Source organism: Planotetraspora silvatica, assembly GCF_016863315.1.
GTDB classification, from domain to species: Bacteria; Actinomycetota; Actinomycetes; order Streptosporangiales; family Streptosporangiaceae; genus Planotetraspora; species Planotetraspora silvatica.
In genome coordinates this window covers 71,000-95,146 of the sequence record NZ_BOOQ01000035.1, presented here as the reverse complement: position 1 = coordinate 95,146, position 24,147 = coordinate 71,000, and the positions used below count along the sequence as shown (strand labels likewise).

The 24,147-nt window shown below is 70.9% G+C and carries 20 protein-coding genes; 5 read left to right on the top strand and 15 right to left on the bottom strand.

Annotation, left to right across the window (positions count from 1 at the left end; all coding sequences use genetic code 11):
- The first annotated feature begins 244 nt into the window (after positions 1-244).
- The 3 genes from Psi02_RS26050 (at position 245) to Psi02_RS26040 (ending at position 3,977) form a co-directional block, all read left to right on the top strand.
- On the top strand, positions 245-1,039 hold the full coding sequence (locus Psi02_RS26050; protein ID WP_203978282.1) for a GbsR/MarR family transcriptional regulator: 795 nt from the start codon (positions 245-247) through the stop codon (positions 1,037-1,039).
- 211 nt (positions 1,040-1,250) lie between these two features.
- On the top strand, positions 1,251-2,003 hold the full coding sequence (locus tag Psi02_RS26045; RefSeq protein WP_203978275.1) for a type 2 periplasmic-binding domain-containing protein: 753 nt from the start codon (positions 1,251-1,253) through the stop codon (positions 2,001-2,003).
- Positions 2,004-2,042: 39 nt separating this feature from the next.
- A complete protein-coding gene (locus Psi02_RS26040; protein ID WP_203978274.1) occupies positions 2,043-3,977 on the top strand; it encodes a S9 family peptidase in 1,935 nt (644 codons plus the stop codon).
- 49 nt (positions 3,978-4,026) lie between these two features.
- Here the strand turns inward: Psi02_RS26040 and rny are convergent, their stop codons facing one another.
- From rny to Psi02_RS25995, 9 genes are all read right to left on the bottom strand, one after another.
- The gene (gene rny, locus Psi02_RS26035; RefSeq protein WP_203978273.1) at positions 4,027-5,652 is read right to left on the bottom strand and encodes a ribonuclease Y; all 1,626 of its coding nucleotides are present in this window, start codon (positions 5,650-5,652) and stop codon (positions 4,027-4,029) included.
- 287 nt (positions 5,653-5,939) lie between these two features.
- Positions 5,940-6,815, bottom strand: coding sequence for a recombination regulator RecX (gene recX / locus Psi02_RS26030; protein WP_203978272.1), 876 nt, complete (start codon positions 6,813-6,815; stop codon positions 5,940-5,942).
- Positions 6,816-6,823: 8 nt separating this feature from the next.
- Positions 6,824-7,927 (bottom strand): recombinase RecA, encoded by a 1,104-nt coding sequence (gene recA, locus Psi02_RS26025; protein WP_203978271.1) that lies wholly within the window; start codon positions 7,925-7,927, stop codon positions 6,824-6,826.
- 189 nt (positions 7,928-8,116) lie between these two features.
- Complete coding sequence (locus tag Psi02_RS26020) at positions 8,117-9,199, bottom strand: ABC transporter permease (protein ID WP_203978270.1); 1,083 nt, start codon at positions 9,197-9,199, stop codon at positions 8,117-8,119.
- The gene (locus Psi02_RS26015; protein ID WP_203978269.1) at positions 9,196-10,074 is read right to left on the bottom strand and encodes an ABC transporter ATP-binding protein; all 879 of its coding nucleotides are present in this window, start codon (positions 10,072-10,074) and stop codon (positions 9,196-9,198) included. The genes Psi02_RS26020 and Psi02_RS26015 overlap by 4 nt, the downstream gene beginning before the upstream one ends.
- Complete coding sequence (locus Psi02_RS26010) at positions 10,067-10,375, bottom strand: winged helix-turn-helix domain-containing protein (RefSeq protein WP_203957069.1); 309 nt, start codon at positions 10,373-10,375, stop codon at positions 10,067-10,069. Before Psi02_RS26010 ends, Psi02_RS26015 begins: the two co-directional genes overlap by 8 nt.
- The gene (locus Psi02_RS26005; RefSeq protein ID WP_203978268.1) at positions 10,372-10,806 is read right to left on the bottom strand and encodes a hypothetical protein; all 435 of its coding nucleotides are present in this window, start codon (positions 10,804-10,806) and stop codon (positions 10,372-10,374) included. The genes Psi02_RS26010 and Psi02_RS26005 overlap by 4 nt, the downstream gene beginning before the upstream one ends.
- Before the next feature lie 98 nt (positions 10,807-10,904).
- Positions 10,905-11,099 carry a DUF3046 domain-containing protein gene (locus Psi02_RS26000; protein WP_203978267.1) on the bottom strand — a complete coding sequence of 65 codons (195 nt, stop codon included), beginning with the start codon at positions 11,097-11,099 and terminating at the stop codon, positions 10,905-10,907.
- Positions 11,100-11,170: 71 nt separating this feature from the next.
- Entirely contained in the window at positions 11,171-11,659 is a 489-nt protein-coding gene (locus Psi02_RS25995) for a VOC family protein (RefSeq protein WP_203978266.1), read from the bottom strand.
- Positions 11,660-11,791: 132 nt separating this feature from the next.
- Here Psi02_RS25995 and Psi02_RS25990 point away from each other — a divergent pair, with 132 nt between their 5' ends.
- Positions 11,792-16,702 (top strand): ATP-dependent helicase, encoded by a 4,911-nt coding sequence (locus Psi02_RS25990; protein ID WP_239095160.1) that lies wholly within the window; start codon positions 11,792-11,794, stop codon positions 16,700-16,702.
- A gap of 80 nt (positions 16,703-16,782) precedes the next feature.
- Here Psi02_RS25990 and Psi02_RS25985 read toward each other — a convergent pair whose 3' ends face one another.
- On the bottom strand, positions 16,783-17,427 hold the full coding sequence (locus Psi02_RS25985; RefSeq protein WP_203978264.1) for an NAD(P)-dependent oxidoreductase: 645 nt from the start codon (positions 17,425-17,427) through the stop codon (positions 16,783-16,785).
- 106 nt (positions 17,428-17,533) lie between these two features.
- Here Psi02_RS25985 and Psi02_RS25980 point away from each other — a divergent pair, with 106 nt between their 5' ends.
- Positions 17,534-17,905 carry a winged helix-turn-helix transcriptional regulator gene (locus Psi02_RS25980; RefSeq protein WP_239095159.1) on the top strand — a complete coding sequence of 124 codons (372 nt, stop codon included), beginning with the start codon at positions 17,534-17,536 and terminating at the stop codon, positions 17,903-17,905.
- A gap of 6 nt (positions 17,906-17,911) precedes the next feature.
- On the opposite strand, the gene Psi02_RS25975 is transcribed toward Psi02_RS25980, so the two are convergent.
- Genes Psi02_RS25975 through Psi02_RS25955 form a run of 5 tightly spaced genes read right to left on the bottom strand, consistent with a single transcriptional unit; the run spans position 17,912 to position 24,011 of the window.
- Positions 17,912-19,198 carry a 2-oxo acid dehydrogenase subunit E2 gene (locus Psi02_RS25975; protein WP_203978263.1) on the bottom strand — a complete coding sequence of 429 codons (1,287 nt, stop codon included), beginning with the start codon at positions 19,196-19,198 and terminating at the stop codon, positions 17,912-17,914.
- On the bottom strand, positions 19,191-20,195 hold the full coding sequence (locus Psi02_RS25970) for an alpha-ketoacid dehydrogenase subunit beta (protein ID WP_203978262.1): 1,005 nt from the start codon (positions 20,193-20,195) through the stop codon (positions 19,191-19,193). The genes Psi02_RS25975 and Psi02_RS25970 overlap by 8 nt, the downstream gene beginning before the upstream one ends.
- The gene (locus Psi02_RS25965) at positions 20,192-21,112 is read right to left on the bottom strand and encodes a thiamine pyrophosphate-dependent dehydrogenase E1 component subunit alpha (protein WP_203978261.1); all 921 of its coding nucleotides are present in this window, start codon (positions 21,110-21,112) and stop codon (positions 20,192-20,194) included. Before Psi02_RS25965 ends, Psi02_RS25970 begins: the two co-directional genes overlap by 4 nt.
- Positions 21,109-22,602 (bottom strand): condensation domain-containing protein, encoded by a 1,494-nt coding sequence (locus Psi02_RS25960; RefSeq protein WP_203978260.1) that lies wholly within the window; start codon positions 22,600-22,602, stop codon positions 21,109-21,111. The genes Psi02_RS25965 and Psi02_RS25960 overlap by 4 nt, the downstream gene beginning before the upstream one ends.
- On the bottom strand, positions 22,599-24,011 hold the full coding sequence (locus Psi02_RS25955) for a class I adenylate-forming enzyme family protein (protein WP_239095158.1): 1,413 nt from the start codon (positions 24,009-24,011) through the stop codon (positions 22,599-22,601). Before Psi02_RS25955 ends, Psi02_RS25960 begins: the two co-directional genes overlap by 4 nt.
- Between the last annotated feature and the right edge of the window lie 136 nt (positions 24,012-24,147).

Genomic DNA, 24,147 nt, shown 5'->3' with positions numbered 1-24,147 from the left:
TGGTGCCGTGTTGTTTCTGACACTGGAAACGCTACGTTGCTTTCCAAAGTCATGCAACATCGACGTTGCACAGATTCGACATTCATGCAGGTAGATGCTGGAAAACTGTTGCAACAGCCTTCGCAGTTAACGCAATGATGCCCACTCGATCATTGCAATGCATTGAAGCTGAACGCTATGGTGGAGGCGTCAGGAAACACCGAGCAGCGCCATGGAGCACCCGTGGGGCATGAAGGGGGTCGTGATGCCGGGAGGCAGGCTCACCCAGCAGGAACGCCAGCAGATCGCGGTGGGGCTGGCCGACAGCCTCCCCTACGCGGAGATCGCCCGCCGGCTCGACCGTCCGACCTCGACGATCACCCGTGAGGTGATGCGCAACGGCGGCCCCACCGGATACCGCGCCGACCTGGCCCACCGCGCCACCCAGCAGCGCACCCACCGGCGCACTCAGGCCGCGCCCCGGGGGTCGCAGGCGCCCCCGCAGCCCTACGGACGCGACGCCGAGGCCGTCCACGAATACGAGGAGACCCTCACCACCGTCTTCATGACCTCGGGCCTGCCCAAGATGATGGCCCGGGTGCTGGGCTGCCTCTACACCACCGACACCGGCAGCCTCACCGCCTCCGAACTCGCCCAGCGCCTCCAGGTCAGCCCGGCGTCCGTCTCCAAAGCGATCACGTTCCTCGAGAGCCTGGACCTCGTCCGCCGCAAACGCGACGAACGCCGCCGCGAGCGCTACGTCGTCGACGACGACCTCTGGTACCAGTCGATGATCCGCAGCGCCCGGGCCAACGACCAGGTCGTCGAGGCCGCACGCCAAGGCGTCGCCATCCTCGGCCCCGGCACCCCGGCCGCCACCCGCCTGGAGAACGTCGCCCGTTTCCTCGACTTCGTCAGCGAAAGCATCACCCGCGCCGCGGAGCAGGGCCGCGAGGTCCTCTACACCAGAACCGAAACGACGTCGGACGGCACCGCCGAGCCGAGTTCAGATCACGGACCGACCGCCGTCTCGATGGCGGCCGAGGACTCGATCAGCTGAGTGGCGGCTCGCCGTGGCCACAGAAGTTCCAGGCCGGATGAACCACTGCCGGCCCGTCCGATCTTCCTCACGCCCCTACCGATCGCCCTGATCAACGTCCACTCCCGAGTGGCCACGCGCCGGAACCCGACCCGATCCTCCGCACGGCCATTAGGAGAACTTGCCATGTCGCTGCTTGGCGCATGCCGTACGAGACCTCGATATTGAGCGGGTGTGGCGTGGCGTCGGCCTGGTGACCTGCCTGGTGGCCGCGTTTCTCGCAGGTTGCGGGATCGGCGGCGGCCCCCTGGTCATCGGCGTGCGCCAAGGACAGCCAGGTCTGGTCACCCGCCTTCCCGACGGAAGGTACGCCGGCTTCGACATCGCCGTCGCGACGTACGTCGCCCGCGAACTCGGCTACCGCGACGACCAGATCACCTACACGTACGACCCCACCCAGGCGGACATCGTCATCGGCCCGGACGGCCCCGGCCCCGTGGCGGGTCCCTATCTCGTGACGAGCACCGACATCCTCGTCCGTGCCGGCGACCTGTCGATCAACGGTGCCGGCGACCTCAGCCGCAAGCGCGTATGCGCCACCAAGGCCTCGGCGAAGCCGCTCGTGGCCCGTTTCGGCACGAAGTGGCGGGACGTCTTCCTCGCGCAGGCCAACGTCCCCGCCGCCTGCGCGCCTCTGCTCGCCGACGGCAGGACCGACGCCATCGTGGCCGACGCCCCCGTCCTCGCCGGTCTGGAGGCGCAGTACCCGAGCCGGTTCCGGTTCAGCGGGAGGCCGCTGACTCCCCAGACGTACGGCATCGCCACCGGGTCCGTCGCCCTCCGCGACCAGGTCGACGACGCGTTGCGGCACATGTTCGACGACGGCACCTGGAAACAGGCGGTCATCGACTATCTCGGCGTTCTGGCCACCCGATACACCACTCCCCCTGCCCTCGAATCTCCCTCCGCTCCCGAAAAGGGATAACCGGCCTCACGTGGAGCCGGTTTCCGGCAGGATGCGGTCATGCCCCCCGAGCCCCAGGCGCCCTATGCTCCCTGGCCGTCACCGATCTCCACGTCCGACGTCGCCCGCTCCGGCCTGGGTCTCGGTTTCCCCACGGTCCTGGGCGAGGAGGTCTGGTGGGAGGAGAACAGGCCTGCTGAGGGCGGCCGGCGCACGGTCGTGCACCGCGCCGCCGACGGAACACGCCGCGAGTTGCTCGCGGCACCGTGGGACGCGCGCACCCGCGTCCACGAGTACGGCGGCCGGTCCTACGCCGTCGTGCCGGGTCGCGGCATCGTCTTCACCCATCACGCGGACCAGCGGCTCTACCTCGCGGAAGAGGGCGCGAAGCCCCGGCCGCTGACCCCGGAACCCGATCTGCCCACCGGCCTGCGCTACGCCGACCTGCTGGTCCGCGACTTCCCCCACGGGACCGAGGTGTGGTGCGTCCAGGAGCGTCATCATCCGGACGCCAAGGTCATCCGCTCGATCGTCTCCATCGCCCTGCCCCCGGCCGCGCACCCGGGCGCGGAGCCGGGCGCGGAGCCGGACGGGCGGCTCGCGGAGGTCGTCGAGCGGGTGAGCGGCAGTGACTTCTACGCCTCTCCCACGATCTCCCCCGACGGGGAGCACGTCGCCTACATCTGCTGGAACCACCCGCGCATGCCGTGGGCCGGCACGGAACTGCGCATCACCAGCGTCGCCGACGGCAGATCGTGGACCATCAAGGGCGGCGTCACCGAGTCGGTCCTGGCGCCGCGGTGGCGGGACGACCGCCACCTCTACCTCGTCTCCGACTGGTCCGGCTGGTGGAACCTCTACGAGATCGGCATCTTCGGCACCTCTCCGCTGGCCCTGTTCCCCGCCGAGGAGGAGTTCGCCGGGCCGTTGTGGCAACTCGGCGGCCTGCCGTACCTCGTGCTGGACGACGGGCGGCTCGCGGTCGTGCACGGGCGGGGCGACCTGCGCCTGGGCATCCTCGACCCCGACACCGGTGCCCTCACCGACGTCGACGTGCCGTACCAGGGGTGGCTGCCCGCGTTCAGCGCCGACGGCACGATTCTCGCGGGCATCGCGTACGGCCCGGACACCCCGCGCTCGGTCGTCCGCGTCGACATGGTGACCGGCAGGGTCGAGGGGCTGCGGCGCGACATCCCCGAACTGCCCGACGTCGCCTTCCTGCCCAGCCCGCAGGCCATCGAGATCGAGGGCGGCCTCGGCCGCCGCCTCCACGCCAACCTCTATCCGCCTGCCAACCCGGACCACACCGCGGAGGGGCCCTCGCCGTACGTCGTCTTCGTCCACGGAGGCCCGACCTCGCACGCGACCACCGCGCTGAGCCTGGACAAGGCGTTCTTCACCAGCCGCGGCATCGGCGTGCTCGACGTCAACTACGGCGGCTCCACCGGGTACGGCAGGGCCTACCGCGAGCGCCTGCGCGGCCAGTGGGGCATCGCCGACGTCGAGGACACCGTCGCGGCGGCCACGTGGCTCGCGGCGGAGGGGCTCGCCGACCCCACGCGGATCGCCGTCCGCGGAGAGAGCGCCGGAGGCTGGACGGTCATGGCGGCCTGCTGTGCCTCCGGGGTCTTCGCGGGAGGGGTCTCCGTCGCGGGCGTCAGCGCCCTCGGCCCGTTCGTGGCCGCGACGCACGACTTCGAGTCCCGCTACGTGGAGTGGCTGGTCGGCCCGGAGTCCCTGTACGGCTCCCGCGAACCGTTGTCCCGCGCCGACGAGGTCACCTGCCCGATGCTCCTCATGCAGGGGCTCGCCGACCCGGTCGTGCCGCCGTCCCAGTCGGAGGCGTTCGCCGACCGGTTGACGGCCCGCGACATCCCCTGCACCTACCTCACCTTCGAAGGCGAGGCCCACGGGTTCCGCCGGCTGGAGACCAGGACCGCCGCCCTGGCCGCCGAACTGTCGTTCTACCTGCAGATCTTCCAGCAGAGCGACTGACACAGGCCGAGCGGGAGCTTCAGCGGGCGAACTCGGTCGCGCGGGAGCTTCAGCGGGCGAACTCGGTCGCGCGGGACTCGCGGACCACGGTGATCCGGATCTGACCGGGGTAGGTCAGCTCCTCCTCGACCTGCTTGGCCACGTCCCTGGCGATGACCTGGGCCTGGATGTCGTCCACGGAGTCGGGGCGGACCATCACCCGGATCTCCCGGCCGGCCTGCATGGCGAACACCTTGTCCACGCCCTCGTAGGACTGGGCGATCTCCTCCAGGCGCTCCAGCCGCTTCACGTACGCCTCCAGCGACTCCCGCCGGGCGCCGGGGCGGCTCCCGCTGATCGCGTCGGCCGCCTGAGTGAGGACCGCCTCGACCGTGCGGACCTCCACCTCGTTGTGATGCGCCTCGATCGCGTGGACAACGTCCTCGTGCTCGCCGTACCGCCGGGCGATCTCCGCGCCGATCAGAGCGTGGCTGCCCTCGACCTCGTGGGTGAGCGCCTTGCCGATGTCGTGGAGCAGCGCGCCCCGCTTCACCGGCTCGCGGTCGAGCCCCAGCTCGGATGCCATGATCCCGGCGAGGTGCGCCGACTCGATCAGGTGCTTCAGCACGTTCTGCCCATAGGAGGTGCGGTATCGGAGCTGACCGAGCAGGGTGATCAGTTCCGGGTGCATCTCGGTGATGCCGAGTTCGACCAGGGCGTCCTCGCCGGCCCGGACGCACAGCTCCCGGACCTCCTCGCGGCTCCGCTCGTAGGCCTCCTCGATCCGCTGCGGGTGGATGCGGCCGTCGAGGACGAGCCGCTCCAGCGTCAGCCGGGCGGTCTCCCGCCTCACCGGGTCGAAGCAGGACAGGAGCACGGCCTCGGGGGTGTCGTCGATGATGAGGTTGACGCCCGTCGTCGACTCGAAGGCCCGGATGTTGCGGCCTTCCCGCCCGATGATGCGGCCCTTCATCTCGTCACCCGGCAGGTGGAGCACGCTGACCACAGACTCGGCGGTCTGCTCCGTGGCGACCCGCTGGACCGCCAGGGTCACGATCTTGCAGGCGCGCTTCTCGCCCTCCTTGCGGGCCTCGCCCTCGATCTCCCTGATGATGAGCGCGGCCTCACGCTTGGCCTGGTTCTCGATCTCCTTGACCAGCTCCGACTTGGCCTGTTCCGCGGTGAGCCCGGCGACCCGCTCCAGGATCTGACGGCGCTTGTCCGCGACCCGGTCGAGTTCCTCTCGACGGTCGGCCAGCTCGGTCTCCGTCTCGGCCAGTTTGCGCGCCCGGTCGGCCTGCCGCCGGGCCTCCTCGTCGAGCCGCTGCTCGCGCTCGCCGAGCCGGTTCTCGCGGCGTTCGAGGTCGGAACGGAGTTCCTTCAGCTCGTCCTTGCGGAGGCGGGACTCCTCCTCGACCTCCTTGCGCGACAACACGGCGCCCTCGGCCACGGACTCCGATCGCTTGAGGATCTCCCCCGCGTCCTTCTCGGCCTTCGCGCGGATCTCCTCCGCCTCCTGCCGCGCCCGCTCCAGCTCCTCACTCACCTCGGCCTTGGCCTCGGCGATCTGCTCGGGAGAGGGGCCTGACAGTTTGACAGAGGCGGCCGTCCGCCGGACGACGACGAGGAGCGCGGCTATCGCCACCAGAGCCAGCAGGACCACCGCAACCGCCAGAACGATCACGATCGTGTTCATGCTCGCTCACCCCTCTCGCCTCACGACTTCCCGGCAAGCGAAGGGTCACACGCGCAGCACAGCACCACCCGGTGGCGTCACCAGGACAAATATCGTCACGATATCCGGGCGGCCGACAGGCCACCCGATATGACCCGAAGGCCCGTCTAACTCTCTTGTCCGTCGTTCACCGTTATGGCAATCCGCGCTGTGCGGAGTAACTCCTCACTGCGGTCGAGATTAAGCGTCAGAGAGGTAACGAGCAAGCAAAGACGGTCTGTCAAGTCACTTTGGTCCGGCGTTCTTGGTCAACCGAATTCCCCGGGAAGGTCGTCCGTCTCCATGCCTTCGGCCTCCAAAGCCTCCCGGACCACGCGAAACGCCAGTCCCGGGGAGTAGCCCTTGCGGGCGAGCATCCCGGCCAGCCTGCGCGTACGGGTTTTCGGATCCGCTCCGCGCGTGGCCGCCAGCTTCCGGGCCACCAGCGCGCGAGCCGTCTCGACCTCCTGCTCCGGATCGAGTCGATCGACCGCCTCCTTGACGGTCTCCTCCTCCACGCCCCGGTGGCGCAACTCCTGGGCGAGCGCCCGGCGGGCCAGCCCTCGCCCGATGTGCCGGGAGCTGACCCACGCCGCGGCGAACGCCTCGTCGTCGATGAGCCCCACCTCGGAGAACCGCTCGAGCACGGCCTGCGCCGCCTCCTCTGGCACCTCCCGCTTACGCAGCGCCTCGGCCAGCTGAGCCCTCGTCTTCGGCGCCATGGTCAGCAGGCGCAGGCAGATCGCCCTGGCCACCGCTTCGGGGTCCGCATCGGGCCCCTGGCTCGCCGGAGAGCCCTCCTGCGGGCCGTCGGGCGACCATCCCCGCTGCCGCCCGCCCTGTCTCCTGTCACGGCGCTCACGGCGGGAACCGCCGCCACGTCGTCCCGAGGCACGCGCCGATCTGTCGCCACCGGCTCCGAAGACGCCGTCGTCATCGTCGCCGGCGTGGCCGTCACCACCGCCGGCGCGATCGGCCCGGACGGCTTCACCCTGCCGGATCCGCTCGCGCAGACCGTCGAGTGTCGCGGCGGTCTCACGCGGGCGGTCTTCACCGGAGGAGCCGTCAGAGCCGTCCCACGGACCGGAGTTCCAGTCCCCCGGCCTGATCTCGTCGGCCGGACCGGGGGTGTCGTCACGCTTCATGGCGAAGCTCAGACATCACCAGGCTTGGGCGCGGCGGCCGCCTTGGCGCCCCGGCCGGCCGGGGCAGCAGCGGCGGCGGGGGCCGCGGCGGCCACGGGCTCGCTGGGCGTGTCCAGGCGCGGCCCGATCCCGAGCTTCTCCTTGATCTTCTTCTCGATCTCGTTGGCGACGTCGGGGTTGTTCTTCAGGAAGTTACGGGCGTTCTCCTTGCCCTGCCCGAGCTGGTCGCCCTCGTAGGTGTACCAGGCGCCCGCCTTGCGCACGAACCCCTGCTCGACCCCCATGTCGATGAGGCCGCCCTCGCGCGAGATGCCGAAGCCGTACAGGATGTCGAAGTCGGCCTGACGGAAGGGCGGGGCCATCTTGTTCTTGACGACCTTGACCCTGGTCCGGTTGCCGACGGGCTCGGTGCCGTCCTTGAGCGTCTCGATCCGCCGCACGTCCAGCCGGACCGAGGCGTAGAACTTCAGCGCCTTGCCACCCGTGGTGGTCTCGGGCGACCCGAACATGACGCCGATCTTCTCGCGCAGCTGGTTGATGAACAGGGCGGTCGTCCGGGTCTGGTTGAGGGCGCCCGCGATCTTCCGGAGGGCCTGCGACATCAGGCGGGCCTGAAGGCCGACGTGGCTGTCGCCCATCTCGCCCTCGATCTCGGCCTTGGGCACCAGCGCCGCCACCGAGTCGATCACGATGATGTCGACCGCGCCCGACCGGATCAGCATGTCGGCGATCTCGAGTGCCTGCTCACCGGTGTCGGGCTGCGAGACGAGCAGGGCGTCGACGTCGACGCCGAGCTTCTTGGCGTACTCCGGGTCGAGGGCGTGCTCGGCGTCGATGAACGCGGCGATGCCACCGCCCTTCTGGGCGTTCGCCACGGCGTGCAGCGCGACCGTGGTCTTACCGCTGCTCTCCGGGCCGTACACCTCCACGATGCGGCCGCGGGGGAAGCCGCCGATGCCGAGGGCGACGTCGAGGGCGATCGCGCCGGTCGGGATCACCTCGATCGGGGCGCGCGCGTCGTCGCCGAGGCGCATGACGGAGCCCTTGCCGAACTGCCGCTCGATTTGTGCGAGGGCGGTCTCAAGGGCCTTCTCGCGGTCGTTGATTGCCATTGGGTGCCCCCTGGAAGGGTCGTCGTCTTGCTCGGTCACCGGAAAGCTACGGGGTGCCGCCGACATTTTCCCGGGCTTTCGCGTCACGCCTCGGGAAGAGGTCTCCGGCCGGCGCACCCCGGCGGCGACTTCAATATAGCCGAACGACTGTTCGATCACATCCGGAACGCGCCGTCCGCCCTCGTGGTCTCACCGCAGGACCTCCGCCAGCTTGACCCTCGCCCCGGTGCGGACGACGGCCCTGTTGTAGACGCGGGCGCCCGCCAGCAGCACCGCGACCGTCGCGACCACCATGAGCGCGGCCGACAACACGATCTCCGCGATCGGCACGTCGGTGGCCGCCGTGCGGACCGGCATCACCATCGAGGAGAACGGCGGCACCAGCGACAGGACCCGGGCGAGCGTGCCCTCGGGCTCGACGGCCGCGAAGTAGGCCACCAAATAGGTGATGGTCATCGTCATCGTCATCGGCGTCAGCACACTGTTGACCTCCTCCTGGCGGGACACCAGCGATCCGAAGGCCGCGGCGAGCACCGAGAAGAAGGCGTAGCCGAGCACGAACCACACCACCGTGCTGATCACGATGCCGGCCATGCCAGGGGGGAAGTCGGTGGCGAGCCCCGTCGCGGTGGCGGCGATCAGGCCGCCTCCGATGACGACCGCCAGGTTGACCAGCCCCAGCAGCCCGAGACCGACGATCTTCCCGCCGAGCAGCTGCCAGGGCCGTACTGCGGCCAGCAGGATCTCCACGATCCGGCTGCCCTTCTCCTCGACGACTCCCATCGCGACGTACATGGCCGAGTAGATGAGCAGGAAGAACAACACCATCACCAGGAGCGTCGCGATGCCGGTGCGCACGCTCTGGTACTGCGCCGTCGCCCCGGTCTCCACGGTCAGCGGAGTGATCACCAGGCCGGAGGCCTTGATCTTCCCCTCGCGGTGCGCGCTCTCGAGGAGCAGCCCGAGGCGCTGGTCGAGCTCGCCCTCGCTGACGACCCTCTGGTCGTCGATGAGGGCCGCGTCCACGGCTCCGTCGGTGACGGCCTTGCGGGCCCCGGCCTCGTCGGCGTACTTCGTGTACGTGACGTCCGCGGCGGCCACGGGGACGGCGCCGACGACCGCGACCTCGTAGGAGTCCTGACCGGACAGGAGCTTCGGCACGAAGGCCAGGGCGACCACGAGCAGTCCGCTGAGCGCGAGGCTGATGAGGAAACCCTTCGTTCTGATGCGTGTGCGGATCTCGCGATCCGCGACCAGCCACAATCCGTTCATGCGACGGCCTCCCTGAAGATCTCGGCGAGTGTGGGCCGCTGCCGGCCGAAGTGCTCGACCTCTCCCGCGTTCACGGCCGAACGGAGGATTTCCTGATCGTCGCCGCTCTCGATGAGCAGCACCTGCCGGTCGCCGTCGGTCGTGACCTCGCCGGTGAGGTCGTCGGCCCATCCCGGGGACGCGCCGCGGACGACGACCTTGAGAAGGGTGCGCCCCTCGGTGGCCCGCAACTCGTCGACCGGGCCCGCGGCGACCATGCGGCCGCCCGAGATGATGCCGACGGAGTCGCAGAGCTGCTCGACGAGCTCGAGCTGGTGGCTGGAGAAGACCACCGGCACTCCCGAGGAGCACCGGTCCTTGAGCACGTCGGCCAGCGCGTCGACCGCGATCGGGTCGAGGCCGGAGAACGGCTCGTCGAGCACCAGGACCGAGGGGCTGTGGACCAGCGCCACCGCGAGCTGCACCCGCTGCTGGTTGCCCAGCGACAGCGTCTCCACCGCGTCGTCGCGCCGCCCGGTGAGACCGAGTCGTTCGATCAGCTCGCCCGCGGCGTCGTGGGCCGCGGCCTTGCCCAGCCCGTGGAGCCTGCCGAAGTACTCGACCTGTTCGGCGACCTTCATCTTCTGATACAGACCGCGCTCTTCCGGCATGTAGCCGAACCGGCGGCGGGAGTCGTACGTCAGGGGCTTCCCATCGAGGCGTACCTCGCCGGAGTCCGCGTCGAGCACGCCCATGACGATCCGCATCGTGGTCGTCTTCCCGGCGCCGTTGGCCCCGACGAAGCCGAACATCTCGCCCGGCCGTACGGCGAAGCCGACGCCGTCGAGGGCGACCTTGTCGCCGAAGCGCTTACGCAGATCCTGAACCTCAAGCATGGGGGATTCCTTCGGTGATCCGTCGGAGCACGTCGGTGTAGGCGTTGAACGCCGCGCGCCCGCGCTCGGTCAGCGACAGCCACGTGCGGCCCCGCTTTCCGACGAAGGTCTTCTCGACGCGGACGTATCCGGCCTCTTCCAAAGTGAGGATGTGTTTGGACAGCAGGGAGTCGCTGACCTCGATGGTGTCGCGCAGGAACCGGAAGTCGGCCTTCTCGGACACCGCCAGAGCCGCCATGATCGACAGCCTTACCGGCGCGTGGATGATCTCGTCCAGTTCGTGGCGAGGATGTGCGGTCATCGCTTTTCCCGGATCCGCCAGGCGGCGTACACCAGAGGAGCTCCCGCGAGCACGGAGACCGCCACCAGTGCGGCGATCCAGCCGGGACCGCGGGCTTCGGGAAGGACGACCGAGACGAAGGCGAACGCCAGCAGGGTGGTCAGGATGTACGCCACGGACACCCGCCCGTTGATCAACATCACGTAACGGTCGCGCACGAGCATCCGCGCCCAGTAGACGCAGGACGCGATCGTCAGCACGACCCACCCCGCACCCGCCAGACCCGCGACCACACCGCGGCCGAGGGTCACGGCGGGCCAGAAGACCATGCTGCACAGCCCCAAGATCAGAAACAGATGGGCCACTCCACGGGCGGATCTCCGCACGTGCCGATCCACCCGGTCGATCTCCCGGAGTGCCTGGTCGGGCGAGAGTCGTTCCTCCGCGTTCATGAGCTGCCTCCCCGCTCAACTTGTCAACAAGGTAACAAGTGTTCAACCACCATTCAAGTGGTGGAGCATGCGGAAAGCGCAGTTTCCCGAAGGATCGGTCAGCGGAGCCTGGTGTCGACGTCCACGACCTGGCAGACGGCGAACCAGACCTGCTTGGCGGCCACGCCGTCGGCGAGCGCCTGCTCGACGGTCCGCCCGCCCAGGCCGGAGATGACGTAGTCCTTCGCCCACGACTCCGCGTACACCTCGCCGAAGTGGCGGTGCATGCGGTTCCAGAACTCCGTGAGGCGCATGGGTCCCAGTATGGCCCCGCCCCGGAGGCGCCCCGGCCCAGAGCCGGCGGCCCGCCCCCGGACGGACGAGGTCACATCACGCGGGAGCCGTACATCTCTCCGAGCGGGTCGGCGAGCAACTCCAGCCGCGCGCCGTCGGGGTCGAGGAAGTAGATCGAGGCGCCGCTCTCGACCTGGTACGGCACGCCTGCCGCGTCGAGCTTGCCGCGCAGCCGCTCCCACGTGGACGGCTCTACGGAGATCGCGATGTGGTGGAGCCCGCCGAGGACCTCCTGGTACGGCCCCAGGTCGAGCCCGGGCAGATCGAAGAACGCCAGGAGGTTGCCGTTGCCGATGTCGAAGAAGAAGTGGTTGGAGCCCTTGTAGTCGCGGTTCTCGAAGATCTCCGTGAGGGGGAACTCCAGCAGCTCGTGGTAGAAGCGGATCGTGCGCTCGACGTCGGACGAGATCAGCGCGAAGTGGTGCAGGCCCCTCGCGCTGCTGGAGGGACGGTTCTCGCTGATGTAGCGCTCACGGATGCTCACGCGCTCCGCTTCGATGGCCGCGTAGTCGATTTCCATAGATAGATGATGATTCAACCAAGCACAGGTATACAGACGCGGGGGGTAGTAAATTTCGGTGAATCCGCCGGTAGATCACCCTGCTGACCGGCGACGGAGGAATCCGGCGCGGCGCGTTCTGTCGGAGGCCGGATGCATGATGGGCGGGTGAGCGCGCTCGACGACTTCAGCCCGGTGACCAGACAGTGGTTCGCCGGAGCGTTCGCGGCGCCGACGCCCGCACAGGAGGACGCCTGGGCGTCCATCGCGCGCGGCGACAACACGCTGGTGGTCGCGCCGACCGGGTCAGGCAAGACGCTGGCCGCGTTCCTGTGGGCGATCGACCGGCTCGCGATCGAGCACGCGGCGGCTCCGAAGGCGGCCGGGGAACCGCCCCGGAAGGGCCGCGGGAAAGTCGCGGAGCCTCCTGGCTCGTGCCGGGTCCTGTACGTGTCGCCGCTCAAGGCGCTCGCCGTCGACGTGGAGCGGAACCTCCGGGCCCCGCTGGCCGGCATCAAGCAGACCGCCCGGCTCATGGAGCTGCCCGCGCCGGAGATCTCCGTGGCCATCAGGTCGGGCGACACCACGGCCGACGACCGGCGGCGGTTCGCCGCCAGGCCGTCCGACATCTTGATCACCACGCCGGAGTCGCTGTTCCTGATCCTGACCTCGCAGGCGCGTGAGGCGCTGCGCGGCGTCGAGACGGTGATCATCGACGAGGTGCACGCGGTCGCCGCCACGAAGCGCGGCGCCCACCTGGCGCTGAGCCTGGAGCGGCTCGACGCCCTGCTGCCGGAGCCCGCGCAGCGGATCGGCCTGTCCGCCACCGTCCGTCCGGTCGGCGAGGTGGCGGCGTTCCTCGGCGGTGCCCGGCCCGCCACGGTGGTGCAGCCGCCCTCGGAGAAGGTCATCGAGGTCGAGGTCGTGGTCCCGGTGGAGGACATGACCGAGCTCGCGCCCACGGCCCCGGGTGCGGAGGGGGAGCCCGCGGAGCACCGGCGCAGCATCTGGCCGCATGTGGAGCAGCACCTGCTCGACCTCATCGAGGCGCACGACTCGACCATCATCTTCGCCAACTCCCGCAGGCTCTCCGAGCGCCTGTGCACGCGGCTCAACGAGCTCGCGTGGGAACGCAGGTCGGCCCCCGCGGCCCCCGCGGCCCTCGACGGAGCCGAGCCGGCGCCCGCCCGCGGGTCCGGAGCGACACCGGCCGAGGTGATGGCGCAGGCAGGAGCCTCGGCGGGCGTGATCCCGGAGATCGTGCGCGCCCACCACGGGTCGGTCTCCAAGGAGGAGCGGTCGCAGATCGAGGAGGCGCTCAAGTCCGGGCGCCTGCCCGCCGTCGTGGCCACGTCCAGTCTGGAGCTGGGCATCGACATGGGCGCGGTCGACCTGGTCGCCTGCGTCGAGGCCCCGCCGAGCGTGGCGAGCGGGCTCCAGCGGATCGGCCGGGCCGGCCACCAGGTCGGCGCGGTGTCCCGTGGCGTGATCTTCCCCAAGTATCGCGGCGACCTCGTTCAGACGGCCGTCGTCGCCGAGCGGATGAAGAGCGGGCAGATCGAGGAGCTGCGTTACCCGCGCAATCCCCTCGACGTGCTCGCCCAGCAGATCGTGGCCATGACGGCGCTCGACGAGTGGACGGTCGACTCGCTGGAGACCGTCGTCAGGAAGGCCGCGCCGTACGCGACGCTGCCGCGCACCGCCCTGGAGGCGACGCTGGACATGCTCGCCGGGCGCTATCCGAGCGAGGAGTTCGCCGAACTGCGGCCGCGCATCGTCTGGGACCGCGTGACCGGGACGCTGCAGGGCCGCCCCGGTGCGCAACGGCTGGCGGTGACCAACGGCGGCACGATCCCCGACCGTGGCCTCTTCGGGGTCTTCCTGGTCGGTGACAAGGCATCGCGGGTGGGCGAGCTCGACGAGGAGATGGTCTACGAGTCACGCGTGGGCGACGTGTTCGTGCTCGGAGCGACCTCCTGGCGGATCGAGGACATCACCGCCGACCGGGTGCTGGTCTCCCCCGCCCCCGGGCAGCCGGGCAAGCTGCCGTTCTGGCACGGCGACTCGGCCGGCCGGCCGGCCGAGCTGGGCCGCGCCATCGGGGCCTTCCTGCGTGAGCTGTCCGGCGCCGCGGCCGACGGAGCCGACGGCCGGGTGCGCGCGGCCGGGCTCGACGAGTTCGCCAGCGGCAACCTGCTGTCCTACCTCGCGGAGCAGCGGGAGGCGACCGGCTATGTGCCCGACGATCGCACCCTCCTGGTGGAGCGGTTCCACGACGAGCTCGGCGACTGGCGGGTGGTGATCCACTCGCCGTACGGCGCGCGCGTGCACGCACCGTGGGCCCTGGCCGTCGGGCGGCGACTGCGCGAGCGGTACGGCGTGGACGTGCAGGCCGTCCACTCCGATGACGGCATCGTCCTGCGCATCCCCGACACCCTCGACGAGGCGCCGTCCGACCTGGCCGCCTTCGATCCGGAGGAGATCGAGCAGATCGTCACCGAGGAGCTGGGGGGATCGGCGCTGTTCGCCGCCCGGTTCCGCGAGTGCGCCGGGCGGTCCCTGCTGCTCCCGCGCCGCAGCCCCGGCAGGCGTACCCCGCTGTGGCAGCAACGCCAGCGCGCGGCGCACCTGCTGGGTGTGGCCAGCCAGTACGCCACGTTCCCCGTCGTCCTCGAAACGATGCGCGAGTGCCTCCAGGACGTCTTCGACGTGCCGGGGCTCGTCCGGCTGATGCGGGACATCTCCGCCCGCCGCGTCAGGATCGTCGAGGTGGAGACCTCCCAGGCGTCCCCGTTCGCGGCGTCGCTGCTGTTCAACTACATCGGCGCGTTCATGTACGAGGGCGACGCCCCGCTGGCCGAGCGGCGGGCGCAGGCACTCGCCCTCGACACGGCGCTGCTGGCCGAACTGCTCGGCCAGGCCGACCTGCGCGAGTTGCTCGACGCGGACGTGATCGCCGAGGCCGAGCGCGAGCTGGCCCGGCTGGACAGACCGCTCCGCGACGCCGAGGATCTGGCCGACCTGCTGCGCTCGCACGGCCCGCTGCTGGCCGAGGACGTGTCGATCCGCGAGGGCGATCCGGCCTGGCTGGCAGGCCTGGAGAAGGCGCACCGGGCGATCCGCGTCCGGGTCGCGGGTCACGAGCAGTGGGCGGCCGTGGAGGACGCGTGGCGACTCCGCGACGCCCTGGGCGTGCCGCTCCCGGTCGGCGTGCCCCACGAGTTCCTGGAGGCTCCCGCCGCGGGAGGGCAGGGAAGGTCCGGCCCCCAGCCCGATCCGCTGGGCGATCTCGTCTCCCGCCACGCGCGCACGCGCGGCCCGTTCGCGTCCGGTACGGCCGCCGCGCGCTTCGGCGTGGGCGTCGCCGTCGTCGACGACACGCTTCGCCGGCTGGCCGCGGCGGGGCGGGTGGTCTCCGGCGAGTTCCAGCCCGGCGGGCGGGGCGAGGAGTGGTGCGACGCCGGCGTGCTGCGGTTGCTCCGCCGCAGATCGCTCGCGCGGCTTCGCAAGGAGGTCGAGCCCGTCCCGCCCGAGGCCCTGGCCGCGTTCCTGCCCGCCTGGCACGGCATCGCCCCGGCCCGCGCACCGGCCGCAGGCCTCCCCCAGGGCCGGGGATGGAGTGAGACCGCGGACGGAGCCCCTTCCCGACCGGGCCCGGGCCGCTCGATGGACGCGCTGGTCAGCGCCATCGAACGGCTCCAGGGGGCGGCGGTCCCCGCCTCGGCTCTCGAGACGCTGATCCTGCCGGGCCGGGTGCCCGGCTATTCCCCCGCGCTTCTCGACGAGTTGACGGCCTCCGGCGAGGTCGTCTGGGCCGGCCAGGGATCCCTGCCCGGCGGAGACGGCTGGGTGGCGCTCTATTTCGCCGACACCGCTCCCCTGTTGATCCCGGTGCCCGGCGAGATCACCATGACGCCCCTGCACGAGCAGGTGCTGGAGATCCTCAGCGGTGGCGGGGCGCTGTTCTTCCGCGAACTGTCCAACCGGGTGGCCTCGGCGGCGATCGGCTCGGTACGCGGCGTAGGCCCAGGTGACGGACCAGGTGATGAACGAGGTGACGGATCGGGGATCGTCTCGGGGCGCGGCGCAGGCCGAGGCGACGGACAAGGCGACGGACCAGGTGACGGACCGGCGATCGGCGCGAGCCTGCGCGGGCCCTTGACGCGTGGTGAGCCGGTGATGGGCGCCGTGCCGGACGACACGGTGCTGGCGGCCGCGTTGTGGGATCTCGTCTGGTCGGGCCGGGTCACCGGAGACACCCTCGCCCCGCTGCGGTCCACTCTCGGCACCGGGCGGCCCGCTCACCGGCCGGCGACGAGCCGGCGGCGCAGGGCCGTGCTGCCCACCAGGAGCGGACCGCCGACGGTGAGCGGCCGGTGGTGGTTGCTGCCGTCCGCCGTGGAGAACGGCACCCAGCGCGCGCAGGCCCAGGCGGAGGTGCTGCTCGAACGGCACGGCGTGATCACGAGGGGCGGGGTCGCCGCGGAACGGCTTACCGGTGGTTTCTCCTCGGTCTACCAGGTGTTGCGGGCGTACGAGGAGAGCGGCCGCTGCCGCCGCGGCTACTTCGTGGAGGGCCTGGGAGGGGCCCAGTTCGCCCTGCCCGGTGCGGTCGACCGGATGCGGGCCATGTCGTCGAGGAGAGGCGCCCCCTCGGACGGGGATGACCTGTGGGCGGCCCCGGCGCCTCAGGCACCGCCCCGCACGGTCGTGCTCGCCGCCGCCGACCCGGCCAACCCCTACGGCGCGGCCCTGCCGTGGCCCGCCCGGCCCGGCGAGGTGACCCACAAGCCGGGTCGCAAGGCCGGAGCGCTCGTGGCGCTGGTGGAGGGCCGGCTCGCGCTCTACGTCGAGCGAGGCGGCAAGACCTTGCTCTCCTTCGGGGCCGAGGACGACCTGCAACCGGCGGTGGACGCGCTGGCTCTGGCCGTACGGGAGGGCGCTTTGGGCAAGCTCACCGTCGAGCGGGCCGACGGCGCCGCCATCATCGAATCGCCGCTGGCGGCCGCGCTGGAGACGGCCGGATTCCATCCGACGCCGCGCGGGCTCCGCATCCGGGGCTAGGTCGTGTCTGACACTCCCTAGGCCCGTCGTCCATCCCGCTGTTCCGGCGCGAACGGCGGATGACCCCGGTGTGACGGAGGTCAGGGAGCCACCGCGACCAGCGCACGATGGTGCCGGGGATCCTCGATCTCGTCGACGAGGGCGACCGCGAGATCGGCGTAGGAGAAGCCGCCGTCCGCGGGCAGCACCTCAGGACCACCCGTCCGATAGCGCCCCGTGCGCGACGCGTGCTCGTCCAAGATGACCGGCGGGGGTGCGATCACCAGCCAGTCGATGCCGGCGCCGTCGGCGCGCAGGACCTCGAGTTCGGCCGCATGCCCGAGGGAGAAGGCCCGCCCTTCCTCGGGGAAGCCCGCCGCGTCGTGGACCATGACGCCGGGCGCGGTCTCCAGCGTGGTCCCGATGCCGATCAGCACGAGCCTGCCGACGCCCGCACGCGCGAGGCCGTCCAGCAGGGCACGGGCCGCGCCCACGTAGAACTCCACCGACGAGATGTCGAGCCGCGCGACGGCGCTGACGGCCGCGTCGTGCCCCGCCGCGGCCGCCGAGACGTCGTCCGCGTCGGTGGCGTCACCCGCGACCAGGGCGACCCGGTCGCCGGCCAGATCCCGGTGCCTGGCCGGGTCGCGGACCACCGCGGTGACCAGATGACCCCGGGAGACCGCCTCCGCGACCACCCGCCGGCCCGCACGACCGCCGGCACCGAAAACCACGATCTTGCTCATGAGAGGTGCTCCGTTCGGCATGGCCGGTCCGATCGCCGGCCGATGCCGCGGACGTTAGCCGCGCACCCCTTGGTTCCCGCAACGGTACTTACGTACGCTCGGCACCGTGAAGGAGCCTCTCGCAGCCGACATGTTCGCCGGATGTGCCCACGTGACCCCGCCGATCCGGATCGGCGACAAGTGGACCGCGAAGATCATCCGATGCCTGGAGGCGGGACCCCGGCGATTCTCCGAGTTGCGGGTTCCCCTGATCGGCGTCACGCCGAAAGTGCTCACGGAGACGCTGCGCGCCATGGAACGCGACGGGCTGGTCACCCGCACCGTTCACGCCGAGATCCCGCTCAGGGTGGAGTATGAGCTCACCGCGCTCGGCCGCACACTCCTCGAACCCATGGCCGCCTGCTGCGCATGGACCGCGGCGCACCTGCCCGATCTGCTCGCCGCCCGCGACCTCTACGAGGGCGCCGCGGACCAGTGATGAGGTTTACCCGAATCTCTCCTCCGGGGACTCCAGCAGTGCCTTGAGCGCCCGCAGGAACAACGCGGCGTCGCGGCCGTTGATCAGCCGGTGGTCGTAGGCCATGCCGATGTTGACGACGGTCCGGGTGACGACCTCACCCCCGTCGAGGCGGAGTTCGGCCTGGGGAGACGTCACCGCGAGCGCGCACGCGTGACCTGGGAAGATCAGCGGGATGGCCAGCGTCACGTCGCCGTCGTGATGCAGGGTGACCGCGATGTCGGCCCCGGTCAGGTCGTCCTCGCGGAAGTCCCCCGTCAGGGCGGCCAGCCGATACTCCATCAGGCGGGTCGCGATCTGCTTCACCGAGCGGCGGGCGGCGTCGTGGATGACGGGCACGTACAGGCCCTCACCCGCGTCGATCGTCACGCCGATGTGAGGGGCGTCCGGGAGCAGGGCCGACGTGTCGTCCACGAGGGTGGCGAAGCACACCGGGAATTCCGCGTGCAGCCGGGCGACGGCGAACGTCACCAGTTCGGGGAGCCCCACGGGCCGCCTGACCTCACGGGTCATCCGCGCCGCGAGCTCCAGCAGCGGGCCCACGTCGGCCTTCACCACCGTGTACGCGGCCGGGATGGTCGCGTGCGAGACGCGCACGACCTTCGCCACGGCCCGCTGCACCCTCGTGAGCTCGTACGGCAGGCCCGCCACGGCCGGTCCAGGCTTCGCGGGCTCCGCGACGTCCTCCCCGGACGCCGATGCGGAACGGGCCGCGAGCCGTTCGATGTCGGCACGCCGGACCACGGCCACGCCGAGGGTGCGCACCACCGCCGGATCGATGCCGAGCTCGTCGATCAGCGCCTGCGCGGGGGCGGTGATCAGCGGCGCGGCGCCGCTTGATGACGCTTCGACCGCGGAGCCGTCCGAAGACGCGCCACCCGTCGACGCGCCACCCGTCGGCGCGCCGGCCGTCGACGCACCGGCCGAGGAGCCGCCGGCCGTGACGGGGAGGTCCGGGGAGGGAGACGGCCCCGGGTGCGGCGGCACGGACAGCGGCGCGGACAGCGGCGCGGGCCGGGCCTCGCCGGCGGTGAGGTGGGCGAGCACGTCCCCGGGAGCGCAGTCGGCGTTCAGCGGAACGACCCGCCAGACGTGGCCGTCCTCCTCGCTCTCCAGCTCCTCGGTGGCCTTCGAGGTCTCCAGGACCACGATCGGGTCTCCGGCCTTCACCTGCTGCCCGTCGTCGACCAGCCACTCGACCAGGACGTACGTGGAGTCGTTGTTGTTCAGCTTGGGCACGCGGATGTCAGTCACGCAGGGCCTCCAGCACCGCGTCGTGGATCGTCGAGTCCTGCACGAGGACGGCGCGCTCGAGATGCGCGGCCGTGGGGATCACACTGTCCGCCGAGCTGACCAGCGCCACCGGCCGTCGCAGGTCCTTCCACATCAGCCGGTGGATCTGGTGGGCCACCTCGCTTCCCCAGGTGCCGCCCGCGGTGCCCTCCTCCGCCACCAGTACGGCTCTCGCCCCGCGGAGCGCGGGCAGCAGCGGCTCGGCGTCGAACGGATACAGCCGCGAGGGGACGAGCAGGCAGCAGGTGACCTCCTGCTCCAGCAAGAGGCCGCGCATGGCACGGACCGCACGGTCGACCATCCCACCGGGAGCGATGATGACGCAGTCGGCCGCTTCGGGGTCGTCCAGGAACACGCGGGCCACGTCGGCGCCCCCGCCGCCTCCCGGGACGACGTCGTGCCGGAACAGGTCGCCGACGTCGTTCATGCGCCGCGTGTAGAGGATCTTGTCCTCGAAGAACACGCACGGCCCGCCGGACGCCAGCATCGCGTCGAGCACCGCGCGGTTGTCGTGCAGGGGGGACATCTCGTAGACCGACAGGCCGGGCACGCCCACGAAGTGTTTCTGCAGGCTCTGGCTGTGGGTGGGACCGTACCCCCGCCCGCCGCCCGTCGGGCACCTGACGACCATCCGGATCGGCACGCGGGAGCCGTACATCGTGACGGACTTGGCCGCGAAGTTGACGATCTGGTCGAATGCGAGCGCCACGAAGTCGCCGAACATGATCTCGACGACGGCCGCGTCGCCGCACAACGCGAGCCCGGCGGCCAGGCCGGTGATGCCGGACTCGCTGATCGGGGTGCCGAGCACACGGTCGGGGAACCGGCTGGACAGCCCTTTGGTGATCTTGAAGGCGCCGCCGTACGGGTCGAGGATGTCCTCGCCGATCACGTAGGCCGACGGGTCCGACTCCAGCAGCCCGTGAAGGGCGGCGTTGAGGTTCTCCCCCACTCTCATGGCTCCCACCTCGACGGCGGGCGGGCGGAGACGTCGCGCACGATCGCGTCCACGTGGGCGCGCTGTGCCTCGTCGGCGCGGGCGAACCGCTCGGGGTCCGCCTCGCCGTACAGGCGGTACCAGTCCCCGGCCCGCGCCTGCCGTACGTCCTCGGGATCGCGGGTGTCGTCGCCCTTGCTGTGCGGGCCGAGGCGGTGCGTGGCGAACTCCGCGACCAGGGGCCTGCCCTCGATGCGCACCTCGGAGACGAGCGGCGCGAGCTCGGCCCTGATCGTGCTCAGATCGGAGGACTCGATGCCGTGGTGGCGCACCCCGAACGCCTCGGCGCGGGCGCGGACGGTCCCGGCCATCTGACGGGTGGTGGGAGTCGACTGGGCGATCCCGTTGTTCTCCACGATCACGAGCAGCGGGAGGCGCCAGAGCGAGGCCAGGTTGAGCGCCTCGTAGACCGCGCCCTCGCCCCACGTGCCGTCACCGATGAAGACGCAGGCCAGCGTGCCCGGCTCCGTGCGCTTGAGATGCAGTGCGACGCCCGCGGCCACCGGGAGGCTCTCCCCCTGGACGCCCGTGGAGACGTAACGGTCGCGCAGGATGTGCTGACTGCCGCCCACCCCGCCGCAGACCGCGCCCTCCCGGCCCATGATCTCGGCGAGCAGTCCCGCCGGGTCGTCGAACCTCGCCAGATAGTGGCCGTGCCCGCGGTGGTTGCCGAAGACGAAGTCGGCCTCCGTGAGCAGCCGCCGCAACGCTACGGGGACGTACTCCTGCCCCAGGCAGGTGTGCGTGGTGCCGTTGAGCTCGCCGCGCCCGAACAGGTCGAGCAGCGCCAGTTCGAAGTGCCGGATCAGGAGAAGGCGGGCGAGGTCGTCGTCATCGGCCCGCGGAGCGTGGAGGAGAGTCGCACCCGTCTCCGTCACCGGCGGCTGCCCGACGCGTCAGGCAGGCCGGGCTCGCGTCCGGCGGCGATGGACTCCAGGACACCGGCGATCGTCGGGGTGTCGAAGAAGACGTCGAGCGGGACCTCGATGTCCAGGCGCTTGCGCATCCGCGCGATGATCTGGGTGATGGTCAGCGAATGGCCTCCCAGGTCGAAGAGGTCCTCCTCATCGCCGATCTCGTCGATGCCGAGCACCTCCTGCCAGATGTCCCTGATCTCCTCGGCGAGGCCTGCCTGTTCGGTACGGCCCGCCGCGATGTCCTCAATTACGGTGTCCGGATTTTTCATAATTGAAGTGAGGTCCTTCGCGATGTGAGTGACATCCGTAAGCGCGCGAGAGCTGTACTGCATGATCACGTCGAGGCCGTCGGGCCCGTCGACGGCCTGGAGGTGCAGGGTGCTGCGGACGGCGTGGTTGAAGGCGGTCCAGTCCACGGACGTGTCCAGCTCGGCGAACTCGGGCTCCTCCCGGCGCCGGCGGTAGCTGACCGACACGGGCGCCAGTGCCGTACGCGGTCGCAGGCCCCGGACGGCACGGGCCAGCGGCACCTGACGGAAGCGGTACAGGAGACGCAGGTCGTCATGGAGCCGGCCGGCGAGCCCGGCGACCGTCATGCCGGGAGCGGGCGCCGACCACACGGGAAGCTCGTTGACGAACAGGCCGATGTGGTCACGTACCTCCGGGGTCCGCGTGGACATGTCGACGGCGCACACCGGTTCGGCGTTGCCGTACGCGAACAGGAGGGCGTGAACGGAGGCGAGGAAGACCTCGAACCGGGAGACGCCCGGCACGTCACGCAACGCGGCGCGGAAGGTGTGGACGCCACCTTCCGTGGCCCCACGCGACCGCACCGCTCCATCGGACCCGCCGGACTCGCCGGGCAGCAGGGGCAGCACGATCTCGGCCGGCTCCCGCCACCGGCCCCGCCAGTACTCCCCCGCCTCGCCGAGCACGGTGTGGACCCGCTCCCGCTCGGCCGCCGCGTGGTCCGCGTACGACATCGTGAGGCGGGCGAGCGGGCGCCCGTTGTAGAAGGCGGCCAGATCGCGGACCAGCACGTCCTTGGACTCGCCGTCGAAGACCAGGTGGTGTGCCACGACCAGCAGCACGTGGCGGGAGGACGAGACGCGGACGAGCGTGAACCGGGCGAGCGGCCCCTTCCCTACGTCGAAGGGCCGCAGGGTCTCCGCGCGCACCAGCGGGCCGATGTCCTCCATGGCCGTGACGGTGACCTGGGGACGTTCCGCCGGGACCTCGACCGGGATGCCGTCCCGCTCCTCGATGGCGGTCGCCAGGACGGGATGCCGTCTGACCAGCGCCTCGCACGCCTGGATCAGCGCGCAGGCGTCCAGCGGCCCGTCGAAGGTGATCAGCAACGGCATGTGATAGGCGGAGCCCGCCCGTCCCATCCGCTCGGTGAGCCACATTCCCACCTGGGCGAACGACGCCTGCCTCGGGTCGGCGCTCATGCCCGTGCCCGCAGTGCGCGCTTGTCGACCTTGCCGCCGCGGTTGCGCGGCAGGGAGTCCATCGTGACGATCTCGGAGGGGATCTCGTGCTGGGCCAGCCGGTCGCGGAGGAAGGCCCGGATGTCGGCGTGGGACACCTCGGCCCGCAGGACGACGGCCGCGGCGACGGCCGTGCCGAGGACGGGGTGGGCAAGCCCGTAGGCCGCGGCCTCGACCACCGCGGGATGCTCGTACAGCGCGTTCTCGACCTTCAGCGTCGAGACCTTGAAGGCGCCGGATTTGACGACGTCGCCGTCCCTGTCGACCAGGTAGAGGTAGCCGTCCTCGTCGAGATAGCCGAGGTCGCCCATGCGGATCCAGCCGCCCCGGAAGACGTCGGTGCTGGCCGCGGGGTCGTTGTAGTACGAGCGGGGCGCCGCGGGCGAGCGCATCCACACCTCACCGGTCTCGCCGGGCGGCAGGTCCGCACCCTCGGGTGAGGCGATGCGGACGTCGCCGCCCGCCGCCGACCTGCCGACGGAACCCGGCCGGTCAGGATCGAAGAGCATGATCGTTTGCGCGGGCGCCGCCTCGGTCGAGGTGTAGTAGTTGGTGATCGTCGCCTTCGGGAACATCCGGGTCAGCCCGGCCGCGACCGCCGGCGGCAACGGCGCGGCGGCCGAGCCGAGCAGCAGGACACTCGACAGGTCGGGGCCTTCCTGGAGGCTGAGCAACTCCACGGCCATCGCCGGCACGAGGAAGACCGTTCCGGCCCGATGTCTCGCGATGAGCGCGGCGAACCGTCCGGGGGTGAATCGGGGCAGGGTGACCACGGCGGGGTGCACGGTCAGGGCGTTGACGAGCATCATCTGGCCGGCGTTGGTGCCGATCGGGAACGCGTGGACCAGGTGCCGGGAATGGGCGAACGCCCTGCGCCTCGGCTGGGTGCGCGCCCCGAAGGCCAGGTTGGCGTGGGTGGCGGCGACGCCCTTCGCCGTCCCTGTCGTGCCGGACGTATAGAGGATCTGCGCCGTCCCGGCGGGCCTGAGCGGCACGTCCGGCGGCGACGTGGCGCCTTCCGGCAGCCCCGCCAGGTCCGTGAGGATCAGGGACGTGGAGCAGTGCGCGGCGATCTGCTCAATCTCCGCTGCGGGCATGCGGTCCGACAGCGGGACCGCCACCGCTCCCGCCTTCAGCACCCCGATGAACGCCACCGCGTAATCGATCCAGCCGGAACCGGGGAAGAGCAGTCCGACCCGGTCGCCGCCGCGTACGCCGCGCTCCAGCAGGCCGTTGGCGACCGCGTTCGACCGCGCCTGCCATTCTCCGAAGGTCAGCTCTCCGGACCCGTGCACGATCATCGCGAGGGTTTCCGGCTCAGAGGCCGCCCGCGCGGTCAGAATGTCGGGAAGGGTCGGCGTTTCGAGCACGCTTCTCAATTGGCTGCCCCCGAATGGTTCGGATGATTACCGGACGACCGACGCGCTTGACCATGCCTTATTGAAAAGGTTGTTTCCAGTTTCCCCAGAGGGCCAGTCTCGCATGGAGCACCAACCCGAGACAAGG

Coding starts and splice junctions, on each gene's coding strand:
- Psi02_RS26050 (WP_203978282.1), top strand. CDS start 245: ATGCCGGGAGGCAGGCTCACCCAGCAGGAACGCCAGCAGATCGCGGTG.
- Psi02_RS26040 (WP_203978274.1), top strand. CDS start 2,043: ATGCCCCCCGAGCCCCAGGCGCCCTATGCTCCCTGGCCGTCACCGATC.
- rny (WP_203978273.1), bottom strand. CDS start 5,652: ATGAACACGATCGTGATCGTTCTGGCGGTTGCGGTGGTCCTGCTGGCT.
- recX (WP_203978272.1), bottom strand. CDS start 6,815: ATGAAGCGTGACGACACCCCCGGTCCGGCCGACGAGATCAGGCCGGGG.
- recA (WP_203978271.1), bottom strand. CDS start 7,927: ATGGCAATCAACGACCGCGAGAAGGCCCTTGAGACCGCCCTCGCACAA.
- Psi02_RS26020 (WP_203978270.1), bottom strand. CDS start 9,199: ATGAACGGATTGTGGCTGGTCGCGGATCGCGAGATCCGCACACGCATC.
- Psi02_RS26015 (WP_203978269.1), bottom strand. CDS start 10,074: ATGCTTGAGGTTCAGGATCTGCGTAAGCGCTTCGGCGACAAGGTCGCC.
- Psi02_RS26010 (WP_203957069.1), bottom strand. CDS start 10,375: ATGACCGCACATCCTCGCCACGAACTGGACGAGATCATCCACGCGCCG.
- Psi02_RS26005 (WP_203978268.1), bottom strand. CDS start 10,806: ATGAACGCGGAGGAACGACTCTCGCCCGACCAGGCACTCCGGGAGATC.
- Psi02_RS26000 (WP_203978267.1), bottom strand. CDS start 11,099: ATGCGCCTCACGGAGTTCTGGAACCGCATGCACCGCCACTTCGGCGAG.
- Psi02_RS25995 (WP_203978266.1), bottom strand. CDS start 11,659: ATGGAAATCGACTACGCGGCCATCGAAGCGGAGCGCGTGAGCATCCGT.
- Psi02_RS25990 (WP_239095160.1), top strand. CDS start 11,792: ATGCATGATGGGCGGGTGAGCGCGCTCGACGACTTCAGCCCGGTGACC.
- Psi02_RS25985 (WP_203978264.1), bottom strand. CDS start 17,427: ATGAGCAAGATCGTGGTTTTCGGTGCCGGCGGTCGTGCGGGCCGGCGG.
- Psi02_RS25970 (WP_203978262.1), bottom strand. CDS start 20,195: ATGAGAGTGGGGGAGAACCTCAACGCCGCCCTTCACGGGCTGCTGGAG.
- Psi02_RS25960 (WP_203978260.1), bottom strand. CDS start 22,602: ATGAGCGCCGACCCGAGGCAGGCGTCGTTCGCCCAGGTGGGAATGTGG.